8 protein-coding genes are annotated in these 8,112 nt (G+C 39.6%); 7 read left to right on the top strand and 1 reads right to left on the bottom strand.

Features of this window, described 5'->3' with window-relative positions:
- The first annotated feature begins 183 nt into the window (after nucleotides 1-183).
- The 7 genes from hemW (at nucleotide 184) to B5D30_RS13760 (ending at nucleotide 6,084) form a co-directional block, all read left to right on the top strand.
- Nucleotides 184-1,335, top strand: a complete 1,152-nt coding sequence (gene hemW / locus B5D30_RS09985) for a radical SAM family heme chaperone HemW (RefSeq protein ID WP_078807933.1) — start codon at nucleotides 184-186, stop codon at nucleotides 1,333-1,335.
- A 118-nt stretch (nucleotides 1,336-1,453) separates the two neighbouring features.
- Nucleotides 1,454-2,800 (top strand): Mur ligase family protein, encoded by a 1,347-nt coding sequence (locus tag B5D30_RS09990; protein ID WP_078807934.1) that lies wholly within the window; start codon nucleotides 1,454-1,456, stop codon nucleotides 2,798-2,800.
- 19 nt (nucleotides 2,801-2,819) lie between these two features.
- Nucleotides 2,820-3,020, top strand: coding sequence for a hypothetical protein (locus tag B5D30_RS13240; protein ID WP_144399564.1), 201 nt, complete (start codon nucleotides 2,820-2,822; stop codon nucleotides 3,018-3,020).
- 173 nt (nucleotides 3,021-3,193) lie between these two features.
- Entirely contained in the window at nucleotides 3,194-4,009 is an 816-nt protein-coding gene (gatD, locus tag B5D30_RS09995) for a lipid II isoglutaminyl synthase subunit GatD (protein ID WP_078807935.1), read from the top strand.
- Between the two features lie 3 nt (nucleotides 4,010-4,012).
- Nucleotides 4,013-4,342 (top strand): putative DNA-binding protein, encoded by a 330-nt coding sequence (locus B5D30_RS10000; protein ID WP_078807936.1) that lies wholly within the window; start codon nucleotides 4,013-4,015, stop codon nucleotides 4,340-4,342.
- Between the two features lie 40 nt (nucleotides 4,343-4,382).
- On the top strand, nucleotides 4,383-5,831 hold the full coding sequence (ffh, locus tag B5D30_RS10005) for a signal recognition particle protein (RefSeq protein ID WP_078807937.1): 1,449 nt from the start codon (nucleotides 4,383-4,385) through the stop codon (nucleotides 5,829-5,831).
- Nucleotides 5,832-5,925: 94 nt separating this feature from the next.
- Nucleotides 5,926-6,084, top strand: a complete 159-nt coding sequence (locus B5D30_RS13760; protein ID WP_159443290.1) for a hypothetical protein — start codon at nucleotides 5,926-5,928, stop codon at nucleotides 6,082-6,084.
- Nucleotides 6,085-6,818: 734 nt separating this feature from the next.
- Here the strand turns inward: B5D30_RS13760 and treR are convergent.
- The gene (gene treR, locus B5D30_RS10015) at nucleotides 6,819-7,535 is read right to left on the bottom strand and encodes a trehalose operon repressor (RefSeq protein ID WP_078807939.1); all 717 of its coding nucleotides are present in this window, start codon (nucleotides 7,533-7,535) and stop codon (nucleotides 6,819-6,821) included.
- Nucleotides 7,536-8,112: the final 577 nt, after the last annotated feature.

Raw genomic sequence — 8,112 nt, forward strand, 5'->3', positions numbered from 1 at the left:
CGAAGTTTGCGAGTGACCTCGCTTGGCTGTAGCGAATCGGAAGTCAAGTTTCAAGATTTCACGAAGAGAAATCGTAGAAAAGACTTCGAGCAGACGAAGTTTGCGAGTGACCTCGCTTGGCTGTAGCGAATCGGAAGTCAAGTTTCAAGATTTCACGAAGTGAAATCGTAGAAAGGACAAAAAATGCCAAACAATAAAAAAATATCCGCCTATCTTCACATTCCATTTTGTGAACACATTTGTTATTATTGTGATTTTAATAAAGTATTTTTAGAAGGACAGCCTGTTGATGAATACATTCAGTTGCTTTTAAAAGAAATTGCGTTGACACAAGAGAGTTATCCGGTAAAGGAAATACCAACGATTTATATTGGTGGTGGTACGCCAAGTTCGCTTTCTGCTAAGCAATTAGAAGTGTTGCTTGACGGAGTTCGTACATTGTTGCCCTATCATGAGGAAGGCGAGTTTACCATGGAAGCCAATCCGGGAGATTTAACGGCTGAAAAAATGAGCGTGATGAAGTCTTTTGGAGTCAATCGTATTTCTCTTGGTGTACAAACGTTTGATAATCGCCTGCTCAAAAAAATCGGTCGAAAACATACAGCCGAGCAAGTTTTTGAAACGGTAAATTTACTCAAGCAACAACATTTTGAGAATATTTCGCTTGATTTGATTTACGCATTGCCAACGCAGACAATGGAGAGCTTAGATGAAACGCTAGATTTGGCTCTTTCACTTGATTTGCCACATTATTCCCTGTATTCTTTGATTTTGGAAAACAAAACGCAGTTTATGAATTGGGTGCGTAAGGGCAAGTTAGAATTGCCAAATGAAGATGTGCAGGCGGATATGTTTGCTCGCACGATTGAAAAGATGAATGAAAAAAAATTGTTTCAATATGAAATTAGTAATTTTGCTAAGGCAGGCTTTGAGTCCAAGCACAATCTTGTTTACTGGAATAATGAGCATTATTACGGTTTTGGTGCGGGTGCAAGTGGATATTTGGAGAACGTTCGTCTGCGAAATCATGGACCAATTCAGCATTATATGACACCTTTGAGAAAAGGGGAACTTCCGATTTTGGAGAAGGAACATTTGACGAGGGAAAACCAAATGGAAGAAGAGATGTTTTTAGGGCTGAGAAAACGCTCAGGCATTTCCAAGAAAAAATTTAGTGAAAAATTTAACGTATCTTTTGAAGAAATTTACGGTGAAGTGACACGGAAATTAATCCAGCAAGGTTTGATAGAAGAAAAAGAGGGTTTTTTAGTATTGACAGAACGTGGATTGTATGTAGGAAATACTGTTTTTGAGGAATTTCTGTTATTGGATTAGACTCTGTTGTTTTTATGCTATAAAGAGAAAATTAATCACTATCTTAATTTCCTTTTTTTCAAATGGTGCTTGTGCTACAATTGAGTATTATAGAATGAATTTACGAATGGAGCAAACAATGACCTTCAAATCTTTATTAGCGACAACAGTTGGAAAATCAGCACAATTTATATTGAAAAATTTTTTCAAAGGAGGATCAAGTTATCCGGGGACACTGGCATTGAGACTTGAACCGAATATTTTAGATACATTGGCACGTGATTATGAGGTGATTGTTGTCACGGGGACGAATGGAAAAACGTTGACTACGGCATTGATTGTCAATATTTTAAAGCAGGAGTTTGAACAAGTATTGACCAATCCAACAGGTGCGAATATGATACAGGGGATTGTTTCGACGTTTCTTTCAGCGAAAACGAAAAAAGGGCAGAAAAAATTTGCCGTGCTTGAAATTGACGAGGCATCTCTTGCGAAAGTAACAGAGTATATTCAGCCGAAATTATTTGTTTTTACGAATATTTTTCGTGACCAAATGGATAGATATGGCGAAATTTATACGACTTATGACTATATTTTAAAAGGTGCTGAAAAGTCTCCTGAAGGGGTGATTTTGGCTAACGGGGACTCGCCTCTTTTTCATTCAGTTGAAACGAAAAATCCTCGTAAATATTATGGTTTTGACCACAAAGATGAGGGGGTTCTTCTTGCTCATTATAATACAGAGGGGATTTTATGTCCGAAATGTCAAGGAATTTTGCATTATCATATGATCACTTATGCGAATTTGGGCAATTATTTTTGTCCAAACTGCGATTTTGCTCGTCCAACTCTTGATTACAAATTGACAGAATTGCTAGAGATGACCAATACAAGTGCAAAATTTGTTATTGATAAGGAGCAATATGGTATTGAGGTGGGTGGAATGTATAATATTTATAACGCACTAGCAGCAGCGAGTGTGGCGGAATATTATGGTGTTTCTGCTGAAAAAATTCGTAAGGGACTTGGCTATGATGAAAAAGTCTTTGGTCGTCAAGAAACATTTGAGATTGACGGCAAGCATTGTACGCTTGTTTTGGTGAAAAATCCTGTTGGGACGAATCAAGTAATTGATATGATTGGACTGACACCTAATCCTTTTACGCTTGTGAGTTTGCTTAATGCTAATTATGCAGACGGTATTGATACAAGCTGGATTTGGGATGCCAATTATGAGTTGTTTGCCAGTATGGATATAAAAAAAGTCATTGCAGGTGGCGTGAGACATGAAGAAATGGAACGTCGCTTACGTGTAGCAGGTTTGCCGAAAGAGAAACTCGTTGAAGTGGACGAGACATTTGAACGTTTGAAAAAAGAAATTCAAACTGCCCCAACAGATTCTGTGTACATCTTAGCAACCTATACAGCAGTATTAAACTTACGAAAAGACTTAGCAACAAACGGCTACATCAAAAATGGGTATTAAGAAAAGCAAGCGGGGCGTTTTGAAGTTTGCAACAGTGAGCCACAGCATTTACTTGCTGGAAACTAAAGTTTCCAGTGCTGTTGCGAACAGTTGCCAAACTTCAGCCCCTCGTAGCCAGACAAAGAAAAGCGTTCAGGGTTTTGTCGCAGTGAGCCATGCCATTTACTTGCTACTACACTTCGTTTCGCATACAGTCTTTCTAAGAATCAAAGATTCTTGAAAGACTAGCATTGAAACTTCAGTTTCAAGTGGCATTGTGAACAGCGACCAAAACCCTGCCCCTCGTAGCTAGACAAAGAAAAGCGAGTGGGGCGTTTTGAAGCCTGCAACAGTGAATCGTGTCGTTTACTTGCGTGAAACGTCAGTTCTTCATAGTTAGAAAAAGGAGAGAAAATGTCAACAACAAAACAAGAGATTTACGGGTTAGATAAATGGAAAAATGAAACACCTAAATATGAACTCAATGTCTGTCATTTATACGGGAATTTATTGAATACCTATGGTGACAATGGGAATATTCTCATGCTGAAATATATCGGCGAAAAGTTAGGTGTGAAAATGAATTTTGAAATTGTTAGTCTAAATGATACGTTTGACGAAGAAAAATACGACCTTGTCTTTTTTGGTGGCGGTCAGGACTACGAGCAATGGATTGTGTCAAAAGATATTCAAAAGAAAAAAGAGGCAATCACGAAATTTATTGAGCAAGACGGTGTAGTGCTTGCCATTTGCGGTGGGTATCAACTTTTAGGGGAATATTACATTGAGGCAAGTGGGAGAAAAGTGGAGGGGATTTCCGCTTTGCCACACTATACGCTCAATCAACAAGATAATCGCTTTATTGGTGATGTTGAAATTGTCAATGAGGAGACGGGAGAGCATTATTATGGTTTTGAAAATCATCAAGGACGCACGTTTCTAGGTGAGGGTGAGAAACCTTTGGGTCGAGTATTGACAGGAAAAGGAAATAATGGCGAAGATATGAGTGAGGGTGTGCATTATAAAAACACTTATGGCTCTTATTTTCACGGGCCACTGCTCTCGAGAAATTCACGTCTAGCCTATCGTTTGGTAACGCAAGCGTTGAAAAATCGCTATGGAGTTGAACTTCATTTGCCAACTTGGGAAGAGATTTTAGGTCAAGAGGAGAAGGAAAGTGCTGCGGTGAAAGATGTGAAAACGAAAGTTGGAGGAAATTTGGTGAGGTAAGGCATGGAAATTGAAAAAACAAATCGCATGAATGCGTTGTTTGAGTTTTATTCAACACTCTTGACGGAGAAACAGATGAATTATATTGAACTTTACTATGCGTTTGATTATTCTCTAGGTGAAATAGCAGAAGAATTTCAAGTTTCCAGACAGGCAGTGTATGACAATATCAAGCGAACAGAAAAAACGTTAGAAGAATATGAAAGAAAACTCTCGCTCTACTCGAATTACATTGTACGTGGAGAAATTTTAGATGAGTTAAAGGAAAAATATTCACAAGATACTTATTTACTAAAAAAACTAGCTGAGATACAAGAAATAGATGAAACGTGAGAAAAAACGCTACTCATAATGACAAGGAGAATGATAAAAAATGGCATTTGAAAATTTAACAAAACGTCTACAAGACGCAATGGGCAAACTTCGCCGAAAAGGTAAGGTGAGCGAAAATGATGTGAAGGAGATGATGCGAGAAATACGTTTAGCACTTTTAGAGGCTGACGTGGCACTTCCTGTTGTCAAAGAATTTACCAAAGCTGTGCGTGAACGTGCAGTAGGGGTGGAAGTGCTTGAAAACTTGAATCCTGCACAACAAATTGTCAAAATCGTAGATGAGGAGCTAACAAAAACACTTGGTGGCGAAACGGTTGGTTTGAATAAATCGGAGAAAATTCCAACGATTATCATGATGTCCGGTTTGCAAGGGGCGGGGAAAACGACTTTTGCAGGGAAATTAGCAAATAAATTAATCAAAGAAGAAAATGCACGTCCGCTTTTAATTGCGGCAGACGTCTATCGTCCAGCAGCGATTGATCAGTTGAAAACATTAGGCAAACAGCTTGATGTGCCAGTGTTTGACATGGGAACAGATACTTCTCCTGTGGAAATTGTGCGAAATGGTCTTTTGCTTGCACGTGAGAAGAAAAATGACTATGTCTTGATTGATACGGCAGGACGCTTGCATATTGATGAGACGTTGATGAACGAGTTAAAAGACATCAAAGCTCTTGCGAATCCTGACGAAATTTTGCTTGTAGTTGATGCGATGACAGGGCAAGATGCAGTCAATGTGGCGGCAAGTTTCAATGAGGCTCTTGGCATTACAGGGGTTATTATTACGAAATTAGACGGGGATACACGTGGCGGGGCAGCACTTTCCATTCGCCAAGTGACAGGAGCACCGATTAAATTTACTGGGACAGGGGAAAAACTCACTGACCTTGAAGTATTCCACCCAGATCGCATGAGTGGTCGTATTTTGGGCATGGGAGATATGCTTACGCTTATTGAAAAAGCTCAGCAAGATTTTGATGAGAAAAAAGCCGAAGAAATGGCACAAAAAATGCGTGAGAACACCTTTGATTTCAATGATTTTATGGAACAACTTGACCAGATGAACAATATGGGACCAATCGAAGATTTGTTGAAAATGATTCCCGGAATGAGCAGTATGCCGGGGATTGACCAAGTGAAAGTCGATCCAAAAGACATGGCAAGAAAACGTGCAATGGTCTTATCTATGACACCAGAAGAACGTGAAAATCCAGAACTTTTGAATCCGTCAAGAAGAAGAAGAATCGCAGCAGGTAGCGGAAATTCGGTCGTTGAAGTGAATAAGATGATTAAAAACTTCAATGAAGCAAAGAAAATGATGAGCTTGATGAGCAAAGGCGAGATGAATAAAATTCCGGGCATGGATCAACTGATGAACCAAGGCGGATTTGGTGGGGGCATTAAAGGAAAAGTCGGCAAAATGGCGATGAATTCTATGATGAAAAAGATGAATAAAAAAATGAAGAAAAACAAGAAGAAGAAACGTTGATTTTAGAGGTTTAAAATATGGGCACCTTAAAAAACTCCACTTAAGACTAAATTAGCTAGTTTTTCTTGTTTTCGAGGAAATCGACGAAAGCTATGTGGTAACAAGAAAAGCGAAGAGGGGCGTTCAGGAGTTTGTCGTAGTGAGCTATGTCATTTACTTGCCTGAAGCAGAGCTTCAGGTGGCATTGCGAACAGCGACCCAACTCCTGCCCCTTGCAGCTAGACAAAAAGAAAAGCGAAGAGGGGCGATTTGAAGTCTGTGGTAGTGAGCCACGTCGTTCATTCACTGCTACACTTCGTTTCGCATACAGTCTTTCTAAGAATCAAAGATTCTTGAAAGACTAGCATTGAAACGAAGTTTCAAGCGACGTTGCGAACAGCCACCAGACTTCAGCCCCTCGCAGCTAGACAAAAAGAAAAGCGGAGAGGGGCGGTCAGGAGTTTGTCGCAGTGAGCTATGCCATTTACTTGCCTGAAACAGATCTTCAGGTGGCATTGCGAACAGCGACCCAACTCCTGACCTTCGTAGCTAGACAAAAAGAAAAGCGAAGAGGAGTGTTTTGAAGTCTGCAACAGCGAACACTGTCGTTCATTTACTAGAAACGTAAGTTTCTAGCGACATTGTGAGCAGTTGTCAGACTTCAGCTCCTCGTAGCTAGACAATAAGAAAAGCTAAGAGGGGCGTTAAGGAGTTTGTCGTAGTGAGCCACAGCATTTACTTGCTGGAAACATAGTTTCCAGTGCTGTTGCGAACAGCGACCAAACTCCTGCCCCTCGTAGCTAGACAACAAGAAAAGCGAAGAGGGGCGGTAAGGAGTTTGTCGCAGTGAGCCACAGCATTTACTTGCTGGAAACATAGTTTCCAGTGCTGTTGCGAACAGCGACCAAACTCCTGCCCCGTATAGCTGGACAAGGTTGAGGAGAGTGACAAAAAAACGGAAAACTAGCAATTTGGGATAAGTGTGAGTTTTTCGAGATGTCCTTATCATCAAATCTTATTTCTCCTTGCGAAATCAACAAAGCGAAATTTGTCGACTCGGTGTCGGCTTTCTGTGTATTGAAAGAGCGTTGAATCGCTTAGGTAGACACGGCTTTTGATTGAGACGACATTTATATCGTTCGTTGATAAAGCGAGATAGAGTTTGTCCTCATCATTTACTGAAGAAATGGTAATTTCTTTTTCTGCATAAGCAATTTCAAGCCCTAGCTCATTTTCAAAATAATCATAAATCGAATTTTCAGCAATTTCCACGGTTAAATTAGGGATAAAGCTTGTTAGTAAAATGTCCTCATCTAGCACGACACTTTTTCCGTCAATCAAACGTTCTCTTAATAAATACCAAACTTCGCTATCTAGCGGAAAACCTGTCCGCTCAGCGTCAAGAGCATTTATTTTCTTTTTGAACAACTTCACAACTTTTGTTTTACTTGTAAAACCTTGCTGACGCTGCAATTCTTTGTAGCTAGTCAAACCAGAAACAGGGAAATTCAATAATTTCCGCTCAATGACCATACTTCCCTTTCCTTGTTTTTTCTGGATTAATCCAGCGTTCATTAAAAGGTTAAGAGCTTTTCGGATTGTTTCTCGGCTAACTAGAAATTCTTCTTTCAATTCATTTTCACTTGGCAAATAACTTCCAGCTGGAAAACTACCAGAGAGAATTTTTTTTTCGATGTCTTTATAAACTTCTTCGTAACGTTTCAAATACGACACTCCCTTGATTCAGTATAAGCACGGCCTTTTTTTAATACCGCTATACAAAGAATATACCCTTTTTTGCCAGAAAATTAAACAAAAAAATGAATCTTTCCGGAAAAAATCTAAAAAAATATTTGTAAGCTCTTGCAAATAAAAAATTTATCTGTATAATAAAGATGTACATACAACTTGTATGTACAAGTGAAAAGATTAAAAAACGAAAAGACTTCATTGGATCGCGACCAATAAAAGCATTTTCAAGATTTTCTATGAGCAATTAAAATAGAAAAGTGTAGAGGGGCGTTCAGGAGTTTGCGACAGCGAACCACGTCGTTTATTTACTCGAAACGTCAGTTTCGAGCGACGTTGAGAGCAGTCGCCCAACTCCTGCCCCTCGTAACTAGACAAAGAAAAGCGTAATGGTGCGTTTTGAAGTCTGCAACAGTGAGCCACAGCATTTACTTGCTGGAAACGTTAGTTTCCAGTGCTGTTGTGAACAGTTGCCAGACTTCAGCACCATGTAGCTAGACAAAGAAAAGTGTAGAGGGGCGTTCAGGAGTTTGCGACAGCGAACTATGTCGTT

The organism is Pilibacter termitis (genome assembly GCF_900167335.1).
Lineage (GTDB): Bacteria > Bacillota > Bacilli > Lactobacillales > Streptococcaceae > Pilibacter > Pilibacter termitis.

What these genes read in the sequence shown, in the direction of transcription:
- hemW (WP_078807933.1), top strand. Translation starts at nt 184, where the DNA reads ATGCCAAACAATAAAAAAATATCCGCCTATCTTCACATTCCATTTTGT.
- ffh (WP_078807937.1), top strand. Translation starts at nt 4,383, where the DNA reads ATGGCATTTGAAAATTTAACAAAACGTCTACAAGACGCAATGGGCAAA.
- B5D30_RS10000 (WP_078807936.1), top strand. Translation starts at nt 4,013, where the DNA reads ATGGAAATTGAAAAAACAAATCGCATGAATGCGTTGTTTGAGTTTTAT.
- gatD (WP_078807935.1), top strand. Translation starts at nt 3,194, where the DNA reads ATGTCAACAACAAAACAAGAGATTTACGGGTTAGATAAATGGAAAAAT.
- B5D30_RS09990 (WP_078807934.1), top strand. Translation starts at nt 1,454, where the DNA reads ATGACCTTCAAATCTTTATTAGCGACAACAGTTGGAAAATCAGCACAA.